The 17,608-nt window shown below is 52.0% G+C and carries 17 protein-coding genes and 1 riboswitch; of the genes, 2 read left to right on the top strand and 15 right to left on the bottom strand.

The annotated features are described in order from the left end of the window. Positions 1–94 precede the first annotated feature (94 nt). From QOR60_RS01600 to QOR60_RS01550, 11 genes are all read right to left on the bottom strand, one after another. Positions 95–1,099, bottom strand: a complete 1,005-nt coding sequence (locus tag QOR60_RS01600) for a D-2-hydroxyacid dehydrogenase (RefSeq protein ID WP_283581611.1) — start codon at positions 1,097–1,099, stop codon at positions 95–97. Between the two features lie 72 nt (positions 1,100–1,171). Beyond that, positions 1,172–2,596, bottom strand: a complete 1,425-nt coding sequence (gtfA, locus tag QOR60_RS01595) for a sucrose phosphorylase (protein ID WP_283581610.1) — start codon at positions 2,594–2,596, stop codon at positions 1,172–1,174. 112 nt (positions 2,597–2,708) lie between these two features. Continuing rightward, the gene (locus tag QOR60_RS01590) at positions 2,709–3,719 is read right to left on the bottom strand and encodes a LacI family DNA-binding transcriptional regulator (RefSeq protein ID WP_283581609.1); all 1,011 of its coding nucleotides are present in this window, start codon (positions 3,717–3,719) and stop codon (positions 2,709–2,711) included. An 11-nt stretch (positions 3,720–3,730) separates the two neighbouring features. Continuing rightward, positions 3,731–5,149, bottom strand: coding sequence for a C69 family dipeptidase (locus tag QOR60_RS01585; protein WP_283581608.1), 1,419 nt, complete (start codon positions 5,147–5,149; stop codon positions 3,731–3,733). A gap of 123 nt (positions 5,150–5,272) precedes the next feature. Then, complete coding sequence (locus QOR60_RS01580) at positions 5,273–5,866, bottom strand: ECF transporter S component (protein ID WP_283581607.1); 594 nt, start codon at positions 5,864–5,866, stop codon at positions 5,273–5,275. A 63-nt stretch (positions 5,867–5,929) separates the two neighbouring features. After that, a riboswitch (FMN riboswitch) is annotated at positions 5,930–6,051 on the bottom strand. Positions 6,052–6,113: 62 nt separating this feature from the next. Further along, a complete protein-coding gene (locus QOR60_RS01575) occupies positions 6,114–6,833 on the bottom strand; it encodes a pseudouridine synthase (RefSeq protein WP_283581606.1) in 720 nt (239 codons plus the stop codon). After that, on the bottom strand, positions 6,826–7,425 hold the full coding sequence (scpB, locus tag QOR60_RS01570; RefSeq protein WP_283581605.1) for an SMC-Scp complex subunit ScpB: 600 nt from the start codon (positions 7,423–7,425) through the stop codon (positions 6,826–6,828). The genes QOR60_RS01575 and scpB overlap by 8 nt, the downstream gene beginning before the upstream one ends. Then, positions 7,400–8,191: a segregation and condensation protein A gene (locus tag QOR60_RS01565; RefSeq protein ID WP_283581604.1), complete on the bottom strand. Its 792-nt coding sequence runs from the start codon at positions 8,189–8,191 to the stop codon at positions 7,400–7,402. The genes scpB and QOR60_RS01565 overlap by 26 nt, the downstream gene beginning before the upstream one ends. Next, a complete protein-coding gene (locus tag QOR60_RS01560) occupies positions 8,184–8,546 on the bottom strand; it encodes an N-acetyltransferase (RefSeq protein ID WP_283581603.1) in 363 nt (120 codons plus the stop codon). Before QOR60_RS01560 ends, QOR60_RS01565 begins: the two co-directional genes overlap by 8 nt. 55 nt (positions 8,547–8,601) lie before the next feature. Continuing rightward, on the bottom strand, positions 8,602–9,477 hold the full coding sequence (locus tag QOR60_RS01555; RefSeq protein ID WP_283581602.1) for a CvfB family protein: 876 nt from the start codon (positions 9,475–9,477) through the stop codon (positions 8,602–8,604). Positions 9,478–9,492: 15 nt separating this feature from the next. Beyond that, positions 9,493–9,948 (bottom strand): DUF441 domain-containing protein, encoded by a 456-nt coding sequence (locus tag QOR60_RS01550; protein WP_283581601.1) that lies wholly within the window; start codon positions 9,946–9,948, stop codon positions 9,493–9,495. 197 nt (positions 9,949–10,145) lie between these two features. Here QOR60_RS01550 and QOR60_RS01545 point away from each other — a divergent pair, with 197 nt between their 5' ends. Then, positions 10,146–10,514: a type II toxin-antitoxin system RelE/ParE family toxin gene (locus QOR60_RS01545; RefSeq protein WP_283581600.1), complete on the top strand. Its 369-nt coding sequence runs from the start codon at positions 10,146–10,148 to the stop codon at positions 10,512–10,514. Positions 10,515–10,614: 100 nt separating this feature from the next. Here QOR60_RS01545 and pyk read toward each other — a convergent pair whose 3' ends face one another. From pyk to QOR60_RS01530, 3 genes are all read right to left on the bottom strand, one after another. Continuing rightward, complete coding sequence (gene pyk, locus QOR60_RS01540; RefSeq protein WP_283581599.1) at positions 10,615–12,369, bottom strand: pyruvate kinase; 1,755 nt, start codon at positions 12,367–12,369, stop codon at positions 10,615–10,617. 75 nt (positions 12,370–12,444) lie between these two features. After that, a complete protein-coding gene (gene pfkA / locus QOR60_RS01535) occupies positions 12,445–13,407 on the bottom strand; it encodes a 6-phosphofructokinase (protein WP_283581598.1) in 963 nt (320 codons plus the stop codon). A 141-nt stretch (positions 13,408–13,548) separates the two neighbouring features. Further along, on the bottom strand, positions 13,549–16,854 hold the full coding sequence (locus tag QOR60_RS01530) for a DNA polymerase III subunit alpha (RefSeq protein ID WP_283581597.1): 3,306 nt from the start codon (positions 16,852–16,854) through the stop codon (positions 13,549–13,551). A 113-nt stretch (positions 16,855–16,967) separates the two neighbouring features. Between QOR60_RS01530 and QOR60_RS01525 the strand changes: the two genes are divergently transcribed. Beyond that, positions 16,968–17,174 carry a YjzD family protein gene (locus tag QOR60_RS01525; protein WP_283581596.1) on the top strand — a complete coding sequence of 69 codons (207 nt, stop codon included), beginning with the start codon at positions 16,968–16,970 and terminating at the stop codon, positions 17,172–17,174. 240 nt (positions 17,175–17,414) lie between these two features. Here QOR60_RS01525 and rpmF read toward each other — a convergent pair whose 3' ends face one another. Beyond that, the gene (gene rpmF / locus QOR60_RS01520; RefSeq protein WP_283581595.1) at positions 17,415–17,594 is read right to left on the bottom strand and encodes a 50S ribosomal protein L32; all 180 of its coding nucleotides are present in this window, start codon (positions 17,592–17,594) and stop codon (positions 17,415–17,417) included. Positions 17,595–17,608 lie beyond the last annotated feature (14 nt).

Below are 17,608 nucleotides of genomic sequence, written 5' to 3'. Positions count from 1 at the left end.
CATACCACCGGTTTCTTCGGGGGAAAAGCGCAAAAAAAGAAGCTTCGATTCGTCAAAGCTTCTTTCCTGTTTATTTCTAAATTAACAATGGTGTTTAGTACTTAACGATAAAGTCAGCCTTTGCCCCGTTGCTTTCGATTAACTGCTTGTTGTTGTTTAAGGCAATCTGAACCATGTTCCGCACAGCCGTCGTTGTGTAGAAGGCGATGTGTGGTGAAACAAGAATCCGGCCGTCTTCAACCATGCCCTTCAGCACGTCGTCCGGAATAGCGTCGAAGCTACCGAAGTCGTTGTTGAACTTGCCAACTTCGTCTTCGTACGTGTCCAAAGCAGCCCCGCTCAGCTTACCGTCGTGAACGGCCTTCAGCAGTGCTTCGGTATCAACCAGCTCACCCCGAGCCGTGTTGATGATGATGGCGCTGTCCTTCATCTTAGCGATGGAGTCAGCGTTAATCATGTGATAGTTGTCCTTGGTAGCCGGAGCGTGCAGGTCGATTACGTCAGCCTGAGCGAATAATTCGTCCAGCGTGTCAACGTATAATCCCTGCTTTTCAATGTCCGGGTTGTGGAACAGATCGTAGGCAATTACCTTGCAGCCAAAGCCCTGGAAGTACTGGATTGCAAACCGCCCAATCCGGCCCGTAGCAACCACCCCAACGGTCTTTTCGTTCAGCTCACCGGCAATTTCCGGAGCCCACATAAAGTTCCCGTTACGCATCTTAGCTTCGTACTGCTTCGTGTTCCGCAGTAACCGCAGCGTCTGTGTAACTGAGAATTCAGCAATGGCTTCCGGTGAGTATCCCGGAACGTTTGTCAGCACGATGTTGTTCCGCTTAACAGCATCAAAGTCGATGTTGTCAATCCCAACGTTCCGTAATGACCAGAACTTGATGCCGTTTGCCCCCATTGCATCAATCAGTTCTGCCGTGTACGGCTTCTGCTGGTATGAAACTAACCCGTCAAAGCCCTTGCACTGGTCAACGGTGTCCATCGTTAATAACTCCTGAACAACCTTAACCTCAACGTCACTGTGTGCCTGCTTCCATTCGTCAACGTACGGCATTTCGTCGTCACGAATACCATAGGCAATAATCTTCATGTGAAATTCCTCCTTAACTTAATCACCCGTATTATACCATTGTTTACACAATCTGAACGGCAATTTTAAAAACTATCCCTTCACCTCAATGGTATAGTGCATTTGCGCTAAATCAACGGTCAGAACTGCCCGGGACGTCTGCTCCCGGTCCGTCCGCGTTACCCGCATCATGTGGTCGTTTAACGCTTCCGCCTTAATCGTCCCTTCCAAATCAAACGCCGGGCAGCTGTTTCGAAATTCCAACAGCTGGAGCACTTTCTGGACAACCGGCCGCTGTAATTCCGCATGTACCTCATCAAGCGTGTAGAAGTGGCGGTTGATGTCCCGGCCTTCGCGGGTCTGCTCAACGAGGGTCGTATCGTTCTTTCCGGCTAATAATCCCACGTAGTACACCTGCGGAATTCCCGGCGCAAACATTTGCAGGGCCCGCGCGCACAGGTACGCCGCGTCGTTGTTCCCCGTTGCCGAGTAGTACGTCGTGTTTAACTGGTAAATATCAAGGTTGTGGTACTTCGCACTCGAATAAGCCCGCTTAACGTTGGCCCCCACCTTGTACAACTGATCCACGGTATAGTCGAGTTCTTCATCAGTTAAGATGTCCTTGCCATCAACAACCCCAATGCCATCGTGCGTGTCCAGGGTCGTAAACTGGTGCATGTCCGCCTGGTTAAACCAGTCAACCATCGTTTTGACCTTGTGTGAATACAAGGCGTGGAGCGTGATGATCGGCAGGACAAAATCGTAGCTAAAGTAACCGTGCGCGTGCATCTTCTCGTTGTACGTGTAGTTCTCATGAATTTCTGGTAATAAGGTGACGTTGGTTCCGGCAAGCATTTCCTTAATCCGGTCTAATAAGTGCCACGTCTCCGGTTCCACGAAGAAGTCGCTGGTTCCCAGTTTCTTAACGGCGTACGCAAAGGCATCAAGCCGAATGATGCTGGCGCCATGCTGGGCAAGGTGCGTTAGGTTCTGCTCAATAAAGCGCATCGTTGTTTCTGTCCGAACATCCAGGTCCATCTGCTGGTCACCAAACGTGTTCCAGATTTTTTCGGTGGTTCCATCCGCAAACTGCACCGGCATAAACGGCGCCTTATCCTTCCGTTTATAAATCAGGTCCACGTCTTCCTTTGTCGGCCGACCCGCTGGCCAGAATTGATCCCAGCTCAAAAATAGGTCCGCAAACTTAGAATCGCGATGATGGGCCACAAAGTCCTGGAACTCGGGTGACTTCGGCGAAAGGTGGTTCACCATGAAATCAAACATCAGGTAGTGCGTCTTTGCTAATTGCTCGATGTCCGCCCAGGAACCGAACTGCGGATCCACTTCATATTGGTACGGCGCAAATCCCGCATCCCCACTTGAATAGTAAAACGGCAGGATATGCACGCCCCCAAACACCTTGGCGAACGGTCCCGTCATCAACTGCCTTAATTCGGCAAGGTTGGTCCCCATCCGGTTCGGATACGTAATTAGCATCGCCTTATTTTCCATTTTCACCGCAACCACTCCTTATTAAACATCTGTTTGCGTTTAGTATAACGCTTTCATTTAAATCTGCAATAACAAAAGAGGAGAACCGTCATTCGTTCCCCTCCGCTCCTTAATGAACCTATGCTTTTTTCGTTGTTTCCCGCATCCTTAACTCCCCCCGCAGCGTAATCTGCTCGGGGGTCACCTGCGCCGTTGTGAGTTGCTGGTAAAGCAGCTGAACCGCCCGCCGGCCCAACTCCTGCGTCGGAAGCTTAGCCGTCGAAAGCCGCGGAATCAGGTACTGGGCGTAATCGAGGTCATCAAAACTTAAGACCTCCAGCTCAGCGGGAATTCGCAGGTTGAGGTCCGCCACCGCCCGCAACGCCCCTAGCGCCAACGGATCAGACGCAATTAGAAGCGCTTGAATTTCAGGGTGGGCGGTCAACAGTTGCCGGGTTGCCCTGTAACCAAACGCGGGATCCCACGCCCCCAAAACGCTGTAGTCGGGCTGGTGGGTTTGCTGACAAAACCGGCGGTACTCCGCCAACCGGCCCCCCGCAACCTCCATATCCAATTTACCCGCAAGCGTCATTCCCCGCACCGTATTACCGATAAAACCGATTGGCGCCACGTTGCGGGTTGTAAACACCATGAGCGCATCCCGGGCCATTGCTGCCAGGTCGACTCCTACGACCGGATACCCCGCTGTCACTACCTGGTTATCAATCAGGACAACGTGGGCATTCCGCGCCGCAATGGATGCGACTGCTTTCGGGGTAATCGACCCAATCATGACAACCCCCGCATATTTTTCAATGTCGGGCATCGCCGGTCCTTCTGGCAAGCGGTAAATGGTCTTAACGTTTAGTCCGTTTTCCCGGGCGGCTGCGGTAATGCCAGTCATAATGACCTTAAAGTAATCATCATAAACCTCATCCTTTTCCGCCACGGCCGTAATCACGCACAGTGAATTGATCCACTTCTTTCCGGGGCCCCGTTTACCGGGGACGTAGTGGTACTGCGCGGCGAGATCCTGAATGCGCTGCCTGGTCGCCGGGGCAACCGCCAGTGTCGGGTCGTGATTCAACACCCGCGAAACAAGTCCCGGGGAAACGCCGGCTAACCGGGCAAGCTGCCGCATACTAACCATCGTTCATCCTCCTATAAGTTCGGGTCCATCTTAAACGTCAACCGCGAAAGCTCCGTTCCCCGTGCGATTAATTCCAAGATAAAGTCCAACGTCCGTTCGTTAAAGTGTGCCGCAATGGCGTGGTTCTGTTTGGTCAGGTACGTTGTTAATTCCGCCCCCGTTAATCCGGCAGCCTCCTTATCAACCTGGCGAATCTTAGCGTGCGCCCACTGCATCAGTTCGTTCTGGTAATCCAAGTCATCCTGAATAAACTCGTCGTAGTGCGCTTCAACCAGCATTGCCAGGGTTTCGTACAACCAGTACGCGCTGTTGAGGTCAATCTTTGCCGGCGTCTCCCGGTACGATGCGTCCGTATCCGCAGCATTGGTAAAGAACGGCACGTGGGGACAAAACGTTGGGATTCCGTAAGCCAGCCACTGAACCCCGTGCGCCTGCGCGGCCGGCCGTACCTGCAAAATATGCGAGTTCGCCGTCCGGGACAGGGAAATTGCCCGGTACCGCTTCCGGTCACGCGCACTGCCACTTCCTAACGGATCATACGGGGTCTCATCAAAATGGGACTTAAGGATAAACTGAACGTCCTCGACGCTAATCTTCCGCGCGGGTTTCCGGATAAACGGCATGTCCGGTGACTCTGGCTCCTGTTCCACCTCAGGATTAAAGTACCGCTGAGCAAACCAAACCCGCGGTGTATTGTAGTGGTGATCCTTAACCGTATTGGTTCCAAAAATATGGCGGAAATTCCACTGGCCATAATCCGGGTTAAGCTGATTATCAGTAACAAAGCGCTGAATCCCTTCGGACCACATAAAATTATCCGGATCGTTGAAGTCAATTTGTTCGATTGCAATCTGGTTCGCTGCCACCGCATAGCAGTCATCCGGAATCCGGACCGCAACCCAGTGGTGACCGGTGGCAATTTCCATGTACCACACCTCATCCTGGTCGTTAAACTGGACCCCGTTGCCCTCGGCCGCACCGTACTTAGCGACCAATTTTCCCAGGTACTGCACTCCCTCACGCGCCGAATGAATGTACGGGAGCACCAAAGTCGTCATGGAATCCTCCGCTAATCCGTTTGGAACGTACGGATCACACGCCAGCACCCGGTCATTGGCATACACGCTTTCGGTAGCACTTTCGCCCACGCGCGCGGCGTTAATCCCATCTTCCTCGTTAATTCCTTCTTTAAGGTCAATATTCGGGGTTGCCGTGTACCGCATTCCCGTTGCCGGAAGCGGAACAGTCAGTCCATTATACGTTGACTTATACGTTGCGTGCCGGTTCCGGACGGCAGGTTGAACCATGAACTTCTTCGGGTAAATCGCCACCAGCCGGTCTTCGTTCCGGGAAATGATTGTTGACCCGTCAAGACTTGCCTTCTTCCCTACCATTACGGAAGTACATGCTGATTTCGCAAAACGATCCATCTTAATCACTCCATCGATTACTATAATTGTTTTTATTTTAGCGCAAATTTCCTAATAACGGCACTCGTTCACAAAAACCGGTGATGGAAACACAGCCATCACCGGTCACAACCTAATATTTCACTATTTTTCTAGCCGCTGGCGTTCCCGCAAAACCCACCGGGCAGTGTAGTGGTATAAAACGACGAAGCAACCGCCCACAATTACTCCCTTAATCAGGTTAAACGGAATGATTCCGAACAACACCAGCTTAGGAAGTGGCAGGGCAAGCCGCATTCCAATCACGTTAATGTACAACGGTGTCAACACCAGCCAATTGGCTAATGACATTACGCCGGTCATTACCACTGTCCCGACTACAAGGGCCATTCCTTCGCGCATCCAGAATGGCTTCCCCCGTTGGGCACACGGCCGCATTATCCAATAAAACGGCAAGCAAAATGCTAGGGCTGCTAACACGTTACTCAAAACCCCGATTAGATGGCCAACGGATGGTCCCGTTAGAACAAAATATACGGCCGCTTGCAGGGCAATTACCCCGCATCCCCACTGCGGTCCCAAAACAAAGAACCCAAATAAAATGGGAATCAATGCCAGGTCAACCTTAAGGTACGGAACAACCGGAATAACCGCAAACGCAAAAAACAACAGCAGATAAGCGATGCACGCTAGGCACGCGGTCAGCGTGAAACGCTGCAAGTAGCGATGATGACGCACTGCGCATCCCTCCATATTAATTATTTAATATTGGAAGTGCTTATCCCCGTTGAATTCGAACTTGTGAATTCTCTCCCATCCAGACTATACTGTCGATACTGGAATTCCACCAGTCTTGTCGTCACCGTGACGGCTTGTGGACTATCACCACCGGTCGGGATTTTCACCCTGTCTCGAGAATAAACATTCTAATATTCTATTCACAATTTACCACATTAAGAAACCGCTGTCAGCACTAACTTGTGAATTACTGGACATTCTTTTTAAGGGCCTGTAATTCGCGGTGGGTTAACGGCCGGTACTGTCCCGGAGCTAATCCCTGGTCAGTAAGGGGACCGTACGCCGTCCGCCGTAGCTTGACAACCGGATGCCCCACCGCCTCAAGCATGCGCTTCACCTGGTGATACCTTCCCTCGTGAATTGTCATGCTAACGACGGCATGTTGCTGGTCGGGATCATAATTGATCACGTGGACCCGGGCCTTGGCAGGATGGCGGTCATCAATCCGGACTCCGTGCCGGAGCCGTTCTAGTTCCGCATTAGTGGGCACCCCTAAAACCTTCGCTACGTACGTTTTATTCACCCCATAACGGGGGTGCATCAACTGATTGGCGAGCGTCCCGTCATTTGTCATAATCAGAATGCCCGTCGTATCGTAATCGAGCCGTCCCACCGGGTACACCCGCTCCTTCACCGCAGTGAAATAGTCGGTCACTACCCGCCGGTTACGGTCATCCTTCGCGGCGGTAATGACCCCCCGCGGTTTATTGAACACGTAGTACACCTTTTTTTCCTGGTCAATTGCCTTCCCGTCAACCGTAATTACGTCAGCGGGGGTAACCTTTGTTCCCAACGTTGTTACCTGGTGGCCATTAACCGTTACCCGGCCCGCCTGAATTAACCGTTCACTCGCCCGCCGGGATGCGACCCCGGCAGCAGCCATTACTTTTTGTAACCGTTCAGGCATCCTGATCATCCTCCTCATCTGTTAGCGCTGCATCAAAGAGGGCCATGTACTGGTTGGAGTCCTCATCGTTCGCCACCTTCTCCTCATCGGGAAGAGGTGGTAAGTCTTTAAGGCTCGTGACCCCCACATAGTTTAAAAACGCGGGTGTTGTCCCGTACTGAGCAGGCCGTCCCGGCGCATCAAGTCGCCCGGTAACCGTGATTAGCCCCCACGCTTGAAGCTTCTGCAACATTGCGCTGGCCCGCACTCCCCGGACCTCCTCAATCTCGACCCGCGTAACGGGCTGGCGGTACGCAATAATTGCCAGGGTTTCGAGGGCTGCCGGCGAAAGGGTCGCCATCGCCGGTGCTTCAAAGTAACGCCGAACAACGCCGGCAACCCCCGGTTTAGTAACCAACCGGTAGCGTTCATCCGCATGTATCAAGGTGAAACTCCCGTTCCGGTCCGCAGCGTACTTCTGTTCCAGGCGCGTTAGCTGTTCCAAAACCGCTGGCTTTAAAATTCCAACCAGCTGGGCCAGTTCCGTGACCGTAATCCCGTCATCACCGCTCACAAAGAGCAGTGCTTCAATCTTTGCTTGGTTTGTTGCCATGCCGTCCCTCACTTATCATAATTGGCCCGTAGTTTTCCGCTTGTTCGGCCACCACGTCCTGCCGTTTCATCAACTCAAGGAGTGCCATGAACGTCGTTACGTACTGTTCCGGGGCCGCCGTTGGGGAAAAGAGCGTCATAAATTCCACTTTATGATGATGCTTAACCCGGTGCCGTAAATAGGTCATCTGGTGCTTAACGGTGTAGTGCTCCCGCTTTACCTGGCGGGGGCGCCGGCTAAGCCGCTGGTTAACCGCCCGCTGCGTCATCTTGAGCATCGCCTGTTGCATTTGAGTAAGGATATTATCCCCTGCCGGTGCCAGTTGTCCTAAGTGGGCATCCGCTGGGAGTGCGGCTTCTGGGTGGCCATACTTCCAACTCCGTTTTTCAGCCAATTCCCCTAATTCAGCCGCTGCCCGCTGAAACTGTTGGTGAACAACTAACTGGTTCACTAACTCTGCCCGCGGATCCTCTACTTCTTCTGGTTCATCCTGCGGCTGTTGCTGGGGAAGAAGCATCCGGCTTTTTATATTAACGAGGGTGGCCGCCATAACTAAATACTCCCCAGCAATATCAAGCCGCAACTCGCGCATCTGGTGCAAGTAAGCGACATACTGGGAAGTAATTTTAGCAACGGGAATATCATATATATCCACTTTATTCTTTTTAATAAGATGAAGCAGCAGGTCAAGCGGCCCCTCAAATTGCTCAAGCTTAAGGGTTAGCGCCGCTGGGGCCTGCTGCGGATTATCATTCTTCTTATTCATTCGTTTGCTTTTCCCATGCGGTAATCAATCCCGACGTTGCAAAGTTTCCCATCACCTTATACTCAGGGAACCGGTTTGCCAACGCCGTTAACATCTGAAACTGAACGCTCTGGGGCTCGTTGGGCGTAACTGCAACCCGGCGCACCATGATTGTCCGGTTATCAGGATTAGTTTCGGTACCAATTACCGCACTAAAATTACCATTGTCATTTTTCCACAAAAACAGGTTCCGGTGTTCATCAGCATCGTACCACGCCAATTCCTTTTTTAAGTGCGGAATCTCCTTTAATTCCGGAATAAATGATAACAGGCCCATCGCAACTTTCCTGTAATCATCCTTATACTTGTACAGCATCCTAGTCTCCCCCTAATCCTCCTAAACACATATGCTAGGGTAGCACACCCGCGCCCTAATCGTCAAAAGGCGCCCGGAGCCGAATCTGGCCGTTGTCCTGTTCAACAATTCCAGCCTTAAGAAGGTGGCCTAAAGCCCGTTTAAACTGGCCCTTACTAATACCAAAGTAGGAACGAATAGCTGCGGGGGAGCTCTTATCAGAGTACGGTAAGGTATGGCTTGGCGTGTGCTCTAGGGCCGCTTTCAGCATCGCCGCATCGGGCGCGATGGCTTCGTATGCCCGGGGTTTGACTGATAAATTAAGAATGCCGTCGGGCCGCACCCCAATCACCCGGGCCTGCATGGTTGCACCGAGGCGGGGTTCTTCATCCCACTCGGAAGGATGGATAAACCCGCGGACATAATCCTGCGTCAACACGTATGAGCCCACTAACTTCGGCTGGTAAACCGTCACGGTAACGTTGTGGTTCATCATCCGCTGATTTCCTAAAACACTCACCTGGCGAATCTGGTCGGCGTTTGCCAAGACCGCCCACATCCGCGCCTTTGCATCAACGCGCAGAGCCACAAGTAACCGGTCCCCCTGGCGCGGCCATAACCGCGAAACCGTTGGTAAGTCGTCAAGGGAAACCACCACGTCCTTATTCGGTAACCCCACATCCACAAAAACACCCAGGTCGTGGCGGCTAACAACCACCGTTCCCCACGCGTACCGATCAATCCCACTTTTAGGGGCCGTCTTCGTTAACTGAAGCTGGTGATCTGCATTTTCATACGCAAACCCCGTAATCAGTGCTCCCATCCGGGGAACTGAACGTAATTCATCCTTAGCAAGCCGAAACGTCTCCCCGTCTGCCTGGGTAAAAACAAAGCGGTCGTTTTCATCCGTCACCTTTGTCTGAATCGTCCGGCCAATTAAATCAGCTAACATCTCATCATCTCCCCGTTAAACTGCAAGGTGGAGCAGTGTGATAATGCAGTAGGTAATTCCACTGGCAATCACTGGTCCGGCGGCAATTCCGCGCATAAACACCACCCCAATAATCGTTCCGAATACCAACGCAACCGTAATTTCCGGTGAGGCAGCTAGTAACCCAACCCCGTGCTTAGACAGAATGGCTACCAGCGCACCACACCCTACAGCAATCCACCCCACCGGGGACTTCATTACCCGGAAGAGGTCCTCAAAGGTAATCCGCCCCGTTGCGATCGGCACCAGAATAGCAATGGAAATCACCGTGACCCCCCAGTTAATTCCCCGGGCATCAATTACCTGCATTAACCGGCCGCTCATTGGAATGGCCTTTAACGCCAAAACAACCAACGCTGCCACCGTTAACGACGTGTTTTTTCCAAAAAAGGCAACTGCCAGAATTACTAGTAAAAATAACCAACTTTCCACGTTACGCCCTCCAATTAATAAATACGTCAGGGATCGTCATATTTAACTAACAATCCCGGAATTATCGTTAATTTTCATGTCGCCTTCCATTATCCATGATTCATTCATAACCAGCAAGCACTCCCGCCGTTCTTTTAACAAACAAATGGTACAATTGATGTTTAGAGAAAACAATTAAGAAACGGAGTAACACCGCAATGGCAATCTATGTTTACCAGGATAACCGGGGAGACATCCCCTTCACTACATGGTACAAGAAAATCAGAGAAAAGGACCCCAGCATCTACCGGAAAGTAAATTCCATGCTTAAGCAAATGGACGCTCAAACACTGCCACTTACCCGGCCAACAGTAAAGCGGATGATCCTCCGGCTTCCCTACCGGCACCTCTACAAAATCCGGCTCGGAAAGTACCGGTTAATGTTTTTAGCACAGGATGGGGATTACACCCTCATGCACGCCTTCCGGAAGACCACGCAAAAAACTCCCGATAAGGAAATTCATAAGGTTGACCGGGAAATTAAGCACCTTCAAAAACTTGCGCTGACCCCTCAACTCCTTGACTAACCGTTAACACAAAAATCCCCGAAGGATGGTCGTCACCACCTCCGGGGATTTCTTTATGCCAGAAAGCGCATTTCACGCACTTTTCTGGTTAATATTCACATTAAAGTGAGCTTGAGGCACCGTCGTAAACAACACCCCGCCGTGAGTCAACCGTAATCAGCTGACCATCGTTCAGAATGTTGGTTGCGTCCTTAGCACCAACAACTACCGGAATCCCCATTGAAATTCCAACAACTGCGGCGTGAGAAGTCAACCCACCGTTTTCAACAACCAGTGCAGATGACTTTTCGATGGCCGGTAAGTAATCCTTGTCCGTGTTCTTCGTAACAAGGATTCCACCTTCAACGGCCTTCTTGTTGGCTTCGTCGGCTGACGTTGCAACAACCGCCTTGCCGATTACGGTTTCTTCACCAACACCCTGGCCGTCAACCAGTTTAGAAGCAATCAACTGAATCTTCATCAGGTTCGTTGTTCCTTCTTCACCGGCACCAGCCGTGATCAGGATCAGGTCGCCATCCTTAGCAAAGCCTTGTTTCTTGGCTTCTTCAGTTGCCAGACGGAAGATGTCATCGGTTGAAGCCGGCGTGTCAGTAACAACCGGGTAAACACCCCAGTTGATCATTAAGCCCCGCTGTGTCCGTTCGTCAAACGTCAGGGCAAGAATGTCAGCGTCCGGACGGTACTTGGAAATCATCCGGGCAGTGTGACCTGAACGAGTTGCGGCAACAATCGTCTTGATGTCCAGGTTCTTAGCAGCTTCGGCAACGGCCCGGCCGATTGTTTCCGTAACGTCCGTCTTGTCGAACTCTTCAAACGTCTGGTTGCGGTGCTGCCGCAGAGCGTTTTCAGCCTTCACGTCAATCCGCGCCATCGTTGCAACGGATTCAACCGGGTAGTCCCCGTTAGCACTTTCACCAGAAAGCATCGTTGCGTCCGTCCCATCAAACACGGCGTTAGCAACGTCAGAAGCTTCGGCCCGCGTCGGACGTGGATGCTCTTCCATGGAGTCAAGCATCTGCGTAGCCGTGATAACCGGCTTGCCCCATGCGTTACACTTCTTGATGAAGTCCTTCTGAACCAACGGCACGTTTTCTGGTGGAATTTCAACCCCCATGTCACCACGGGCAATCATCAGTCCATCAGAAACCTTCATGATGTCATCGAAGTTGTCGATTCCTTCCTGTGATTCGATCTTCGGGAAGATCTGAACGTGTTCCATGTGCTTTTCTTCAAGCAGTTCACGAATGTCCAGCACATCCTGCGGCTTCCGAACGAATGAAGCGGCGATGTAGTTGATTTCGTGTTCAAGACCGAAGCGAATATCACTTGAGTCCTTTTCAGTAATCCCTGGCAGGTTGATTGAAACACCAGGAGCGTTAACACCCTTCCGGGAACCTAAAACCCCTTCGTTGAGGACCTTGCAGACAAGTTCCTTGTTTGCTTCGTCCTTCTTTTCAATTAACATGTCAATCAGACCGTCATCGAACAGCACGTGACCACCCTCGTGAACGTCATCGTACAATCCTGGGTAGGTAACGGCGATCTTTTCCTTGGTTCCTTCAAGGGAATCATCCATTGAGATCCGAACTTCATCTCCGATGTGGAACGGAATCTTGCCGTCCTTCTGAACGGTTGTCCGAATTTCAGCCCCCTTCGTATCCAACAGGATGCCGACCGTCTTGCCGGTCTTCTTTTCAGCTTCGTGCACCAGGTTTAACCGGCCCAGGTGTTCCTCGTGGTCACCGTGAGAGAAGTTAAACCGGAAAACATTAGCACCTGCTTCAATCAGCTTAACGATCGTATCGAGATCATTGCTGGCTGGTCCAAGAGTACTTACGATCTTGGTCTTTTTCATAAGTGAAATCGCTCCTTATTGAAATAATATAACGACTTTTATGTCAGTCATTACCGTTAGTTTAGCGCGTATTATTTAGAAACGAACGCGGTCGTTTAAGTCAAGCAGTGAAACATCCGTCTCATGCTTGTGGTTTTCAAGGGTATCGATAATATCGTGGGCCTCCAACTGGTTGTTGTGAATCCCGATGGCTAAGCCACCCTTGCCCTGCATCAGTAACTGGATTGCGTAATCCCCAAGTTTGTTGGCGAGAACCCGGTCCTTTGCGGTTGGTGTGCCACCCCGCTGAACGTGGGCCAGTGTCACTGCCCGGCTATCGAAGTCGCCATGCTTGTCCAGCTCAGCCTTAAAGTCCTGAGCAGACATCACACCTTCAGCAAGAACAATCAGGAAGTGATCCTTGCCGTTCTTCTCGTTGTCCTTGATGTGCTGGGCAATCTTGGCGATGTCGTAGTCGTGTTCTGGAATGACAATCTCATCAGCACCGGCAGCATTCCCGGCCCATAATGCGATGTCCCCGGCACCCCGGCCCATCACTTCCACGACAAACGTCCGCTGGTGGGACGTTGCCGTGTCGTTGATCCGGTCGAGAGCTTCGGTTGCCACGTTCACCGCCGTGTCAAACCCAATCGTGAAGTCCGTTCCCGGGATGTCGTTATCGATTGTCCCTGGGACGCCGATTGAGTTGAACCCGTGCTTGGTCAGCTTTTCAGCCCCGTGGTAAGAACCGTCACCACCGATTACGACCAACGCATCAATCCCGAACTTCTTTAACTGCTCAATCCCCTTTAACTGGGTTTCTTCCTGAGCAAATTCCGGGAACCGGGCAGAATACAAAATCGTCCCTCCCCGGTTGATAATCCCATCAAGCTCCTTGGTTTCCAGCTTGAAAATGTTTCCTTCAACCAGGCCCTTGTAACCGTAGTTAATCCCATATGCTTCGAGGCCAGCGTTCATTGCTGAACGGGCAATGGCCCGAACTGCGGCGTTCATTCCTGATGAATCGCCACCACTCGTTAAGATCCCAATCCGTTTCATTTCTTCACCTCAAGTAAAAGTTATACATTCTCCATCTGCTATACTATCACTTTTATCCGTAAAAATCTGCCTAATTGTGAAACTTTTCAATTACTCTTTCATTAACTTTCATAATCGCTTAAGTAATTTTCGAGTAAACGTTTACTTAATAACAACGTTCGCTGGACCCAGCACCGTCCTCAGTTCCGGCGGCACCGCCCGTTCATCAAGCCAATATTTTCGTGGTAACAGTTGCCGCGAGTGCCGACTATCATCGACTAAAATCACCGGCATCTTCCCCCGCCGGGCATTCATTAACACCTGATGAAGTTCCTCCCGTGCAGCTGCTCGCGCCGCCGGTAAACGTAAGAAACACTTTTTCATGTCAACCGCTGCAACGGGGGCCAGCTGGTCAACCACAACCTGAACCTGCCCGTTGCGCTCCTCAGGCCGGCCGATAACAACGACCAACTGACCGGGCTTAAGGTGTCCCTTATTTTGGAGATATACCCGTGAAAAGACCGTTAGTTCGATACTCTTCCCCGCATCCTCGCAGGTGACAAACGCCATCGGCAACCCCTTCTTGGTCGTAATTTGGCGGACGGTTTTAACCATCACGATTAACCGGACAATGCGCAGCGCCGGGGTGACCTGCGCCACGGGTGTTGCCCCGATAATCTGGCCTAACAACCGGTACTGGTCCGTCGGATGCCCGGAAACCCGGACACCCAGGTATTCCTGCTCCTTAGCCAACTGGTCGACCAACGTCAACTGCGGGGCCGGTTGCGTTTTATTCGCCAAAACATCCTTGAGCGTTGCACTGGTTCCGCTTAGATTTTCAGCCTCTAACGTCCCCGGAAGCTCCGCCACCAACTGCGCGCGGTTGCTGCCAAACGCATCAAAGGCGCCACTGTAAATCAACGGGGTGATTAACTCGGTTTGCCGGAAACGGGGATCAAGGCGGTCAACAAAGTTCTTAAACGATGTAAACGGCCCGTTCTCCTTCCGCTCGGTTAAGACCGCATCCACTACGTCGCTTCGAAGCCCGCGAATCATCCGCAACCCGAAGACTACCCGGCCATGGTGGAGCGTAAAGAGCCGCCCTGCCCGGTTGATCAGGGGCGGGTCAACGGGGATGTGCTGGTGTTGCAGCTCACTGACATACTGCTGCATCTTCGCCCGGTTGCCCAGAGTGCTATTCAACAGCGCAACGTAAAACGCTGCCGGATAATGGCACTTCAGGTATGCGAGCTGGACCGCTAATTTAGAGTAAGCAACGGCGTGGGATTTATTGAACCCGTAATTACCAAACCGCTCAATGTACTGGAAGACCTGGGTGGCAACCTGTTTGGTCGTTCCCCGGGCCACCGCTCCCTTAATGAAGGCCGCCCGTAAGTTATCAAGCGCCTGCTGGTTCTTTTTGCTAATCGCCCGTCGAAGCAAGTCGGCCTGCGCCATCGAGAAGCCCGCAAGCGTTGCGGCGACCTGCATGACCTGTTCCTGGTAAATAATAATTCCACTGGTTCCCTCCAGAACCGGCCGAACCGCCGGCGCGGGATACGTTACCGGTTTGCGGCCATGACGCCGGGCGGCAAACTCATCGATGTTTGCCATTGGCCCCGGCCGGTAGAGGGCGTTGACCGCAACAATATCAGCAAACGTCGTCGGCGCAACCTGGCGAAGGGCCCGCCTAATTCCCGCGGACTCAAACTGAAACACCCCGGACGTTTGCCCCATGGCCATCATCTTAAGGGTAGCCGGGTCGTTTAACGGAATTGCCTCTTCCCGCAACGGCGTCTTTTTGTGCCGGTTAACGAGCCGTAACGTTGTTTGAAGCACCCCTAAATTCCGCAACCCAAGGAAGTCCATTTTTAACAATCCCACCCGCTCAACGTCTTCCTTCGCGTACTGGGACAGGAGAATTCCGTTATTTCCCATTTGGATAGGAACGACGCTGGTAAGGGGCGCTGCACTAAGGACCACCCCCGCCGCGTGCACAGTCGTTTGCCGCGGCAATCCTTCTAGGGCCCGGGCAATTTTAAAGCAGGCCCGCCCTCCTTCGTCCGCCTCAACTAAATCCCGAAACCGACTGGACTGCTGGTACGCCTCCTGAAGGGAAGAGACCCGCCGGGGAAGCGCCCGACTCCATTCGGCTTGCCGGTACTGCGGTAAACCAAGGGTACGCGTAACGTCCTGAATTACTTGCCGTGGTCCCATCGTCGACAGGGCGATAATCTGAGCAACGCGGTCCGCCCCGTATTTCTGATGTACGTATTGGACCACCTCTTCGCGCCGGGAATCAATAATATCAAGGTCAATATCCGGCATCTGCCGCCGTTCTTCATTTAAGAACCGTTCAAACAGGAGTCCGTAGGCCAGCGGATCAACCGTGGTAATTCCGAGGGCGTAGGCAACTAACGAACCAGCGGCTGACCCCCGACCCGGACCCACCATAATTCCGTGTTCGTGGGCAAACCGAACCACGTCACTAACAATCAAGAAGTAATCGTCAAACCCCATCCGGTGAATCACGGTTAATTCGTGGGTTAACCGGGCAGTGTACGGCGCCCGCTTCTCTGGTGGCACCAGGGAAACTAACCCGGCTTCACACTGCGCTTTCAGGTAGTCAGCAACATTTTGCTTTGCCGGAACCGGGAATGCTGGCAATTCTGGGTGTTTAAACGGAACCGTAACGGTCACCGTTTCCATGATATGGCGGGTATTTTGCCGGGCGATCGCTGGGAGGGCGTTCAACTGATGTTCCAGCTCCTGGGGAGAAACTAGCGCTGCGGGCCCCGTGCGGTGGGTCAACGCAACCCCATCGTCAACCGGGGTTCCCTGCTGAATGGCCCGGGCGACCTGCAAGGCACCGTAATCATGCGCATTGAGGTATTCCACCGTCCAAACGGCGGCGGGCTCAATTCCAAGCTGCCGGCCCTTCGCAATTAACCGTTTGTTTTGATCACTATCCTGTTGTGGACTAACCCCGATAAACACGTGGTCGGGTCCCGCAGCGGTGACCAGCGGCCGTAACCATTCCGGCTCCGTTGTGGGAAGCCGCAGGGAGCTATGCAGCGGGTCAGTCACCACAAAGGTATGGTTTAAGTACGGGGCAAGCTCTTCTACGGTGACCGCGTGGTTCGCGGGCTGATCGCCGTTCACCCCTAACTTTAACGAGGAAAGTTGCAGGAGGTTCTGGTAGCCGGTTGCGTCCTGAGCAAGCACGATCAGCTGGTTCCATGAAGGAGTGGTTGCCGGGTTATTTAATTCCAACGTAATGCCTAAAACAGGCTTTATCCCCGCCTGCTGACACGCCTCGTAAAAAGAAAGCGCCCCGTACATGACATTGCGGTCTGTTAGCGCCAGCGTCGTGTACCCCATCCTTTGAGCCGCTGCTACGTAGTCCTTAATCCGCAGGGTACTCTGCAAGATACTATTACAACTAATTACCTGAAGTGGGCCGTTCACCGGGCTCCCCCCTTTCCGGAAGAATTCTGCGTTTATTATACCAAATCACCAGAATTGCCCCCACCCTTCATAAAAAAGTGTGGTACGATAGTAGTGAATGTGAGGTGCTTGTAATGGCAAAGTTAATTGCAAAGGAATTAACCGTCCTCTTCTGGGGATTTATCTACGGTGAGGTGTTTGGTTACATCGTTGCGCCCTTATCCAACGCAACGTTCTCACCACTCACTAGTGGGATTATTGCGATGATTGGTGCGTTTATCATCATTAACGCCCTCCACTTTATCATTCAAGATCCTGATAAAGCGAAAAAGAACGCATAATACTTAAAAAGTGGACCGAAACGCAATGAACGGGTTGAGTGAAAGCAGCAGTCTTCAAACCGCAAAGGAATGATTTGATAGCCTGCGTACTTTCATTCAGCCCGTTTGTGTTTTGTCCTGGATTATGAAAAAGGGCCGTGAAACGTTACAGCCACCCTTTCTGGTCACCCGCAGTCGGCCCTAATTACACAATATAAATAGTGGGGATGGAATAACGCCATCCCCACTATTTATAGTTAATTACTTGTTTAACTTAATAACTTCGCGATCACCGTAGTACCCACAGTTCGGGCATACGTAGTGTGACTTCCGTAATTCGCCGCAGTTCGGGCAAGCACTCATCCCAGGAATCTGGAGCTTGTAGTGCGTCCGCCGTAACCGTTTCCGCGTCTTAGATGTTTTCCGTGGTGGGACTGCCATCAGTAAACACCTCC

Origin of the sequence: Ligilactobacillus hohenheimensis (genome assembly GCF_947381805.1) — a bacterium.
In the GTDB taxonomy this organism is placed as follows: domain Bacteria; phylum Bacillota; class Bacilli; order Lactobacillales; family Lactobacillaceae; genus Ligilactobacillus; species Ligilactobacillus hohenheimensis.
The sequence above is the reverse complement of the archived record's forward strand: the minus strand, read 5'-3'. Positions and strand labels throughout refer to the sequence as shown.

Bases quoted from the DNA above. Each gene is read 5' to 3' on its own strand.
- QOR60_RS01590 (WP_283581609.1), bottom strand. From the start codon at position 3,719: ATGGTTAGTATGCGGCAGCTTGCCCGGTTAGCCGGCGTTTCCCCGGGA.
- pfkA (WP_283581598.1), bottom strand. From the start codon at position 13,407: ATGAAACGGATTGGGATCTTAACGAGTGGTGGCGATTCATCAGGAATG.
- scpB (WP_283581605.1), bottom strand. From the start codon at position 7,425: ATGGCAACAAACCAAGCAAAGATTGAAGCACTGCTCTTTGTGAGCGGT.
- rpmF (WP_283581595.1), bottom strand. From the start codon at position 17,594: ATGGCAGTCCCACCACGGAAAACATCTAAGACGCGGAAACGGTTACGG.
- QOR60_RS01555 (WP_283581602.1), bottom strand. From the start codon at position 9,477: ATGTTAGCTGATTTAATTGGCCGGACGATTCAGACAAAGGTGACGGAT.
- QOR60_RS01545 (WP_283581600.1), top strand. From the start codon at position 10,146: ATGGCAATCTATGTTTACCAGGATAACCGGGGAGACATCCCCTTCACT.
- QOR60_RS01525 (WP_283581596.1), top strand. From the start codon at position 16,968: ATGGCAAAGTTAATTGCAAAGGAATTAACCGTCCTCTTCTGGGGATTT.
- QOR60_RS01575 (WP_283581606.1), bottom strand. From the start codon at position 6,833: ATGCCTGAACGGTTACAAAAAGTAATGGCTGCTGCCGGGGTCGCATCC.
- QOR60_RS01560 (WP_283581603.1), bottom strand. From the start codon at position 8,546: ATGCTGTACAAGTATAAGGATGATTACAGGAAAGTTGCGATGGGCCTG.
- QOR60_RS01585 (WP_283581608.1), bottom strand. From the start codon at position 5,149: ATGGATCGTTTTGCGAAATCAGCATGTACTTCCGTAATGGTAGGGAAG.
- QOR60_RS01565 (WP_283581604.1), bottom strand. From the start codon at position 8,191: ATGAATAAGAAGAATGATAATCCGCAGCAGGCCCCAGCGGCGCTAACC.
- pyk (WP_283581599.1), bottom strand. From the start codon at position 12,369: ATGAAAAAGACCAAGATCGTAAGTACTCTTGGACCAGCCAGCAATGAT.
- QOR60_RS01600 (WP_283581611.1), bottom strand. From the start codon at position 1,099: ATGAAGATTATTGCCTATGGTATTCGTGACGACGAAATGCCGTACGTT.